The 246-nt window shown below is 64.6% G+C and carries 1 protein-coding gene; it reads right to left on the bottom strand.

The window, feature by feature from the left end; all coding sequences use genetic code 11:
- Positions 1-246 (bottom strand): hypothetical protein (locus R0J87_RS23430; RefSeq protein WP_498889378.1); only part of this gene is annotated, 246 nt, incomplete at both ends.

Here is a 246-nt window from a genome sequence, read left to right as displayed (position 1 = left end):
CACGCCGGTCGCCCAGCCGCGCAACTCCAGCTCCTCTAAGGCTTCGTCTCGCCACAGCAACGTGCACAGAGTGAACGCGTCGACTTTGGAGTTCCATCGAGCCTTGCGGCGGTGACGCAGATCGACCGCTTCGCCTACGGGAACGGCCTCGATGATCCCCCACCAGGCGGGGAGGAGGCTGCGGGCCTGTTTCACATGGTTGGAGGCCACGACAAGGTAGGCGTAGTCGAGCACGGCGGAGTACAC

This window comes from Halomonas sp. SIMBA_159 (assembly GCF_046536035.1).
Lineage (GTDB): Bacteria > Pseudomonadota > Gammaproteobacteria > Pseudomonadales > Halomonadaceae > Vreelandella > Vreelandella venusta_A.
The sequence above is the reverse complement of the archived record's forward strand: the minus strand, read 5'-3'. Positions and strand labels throughout refer to the sequence as shown.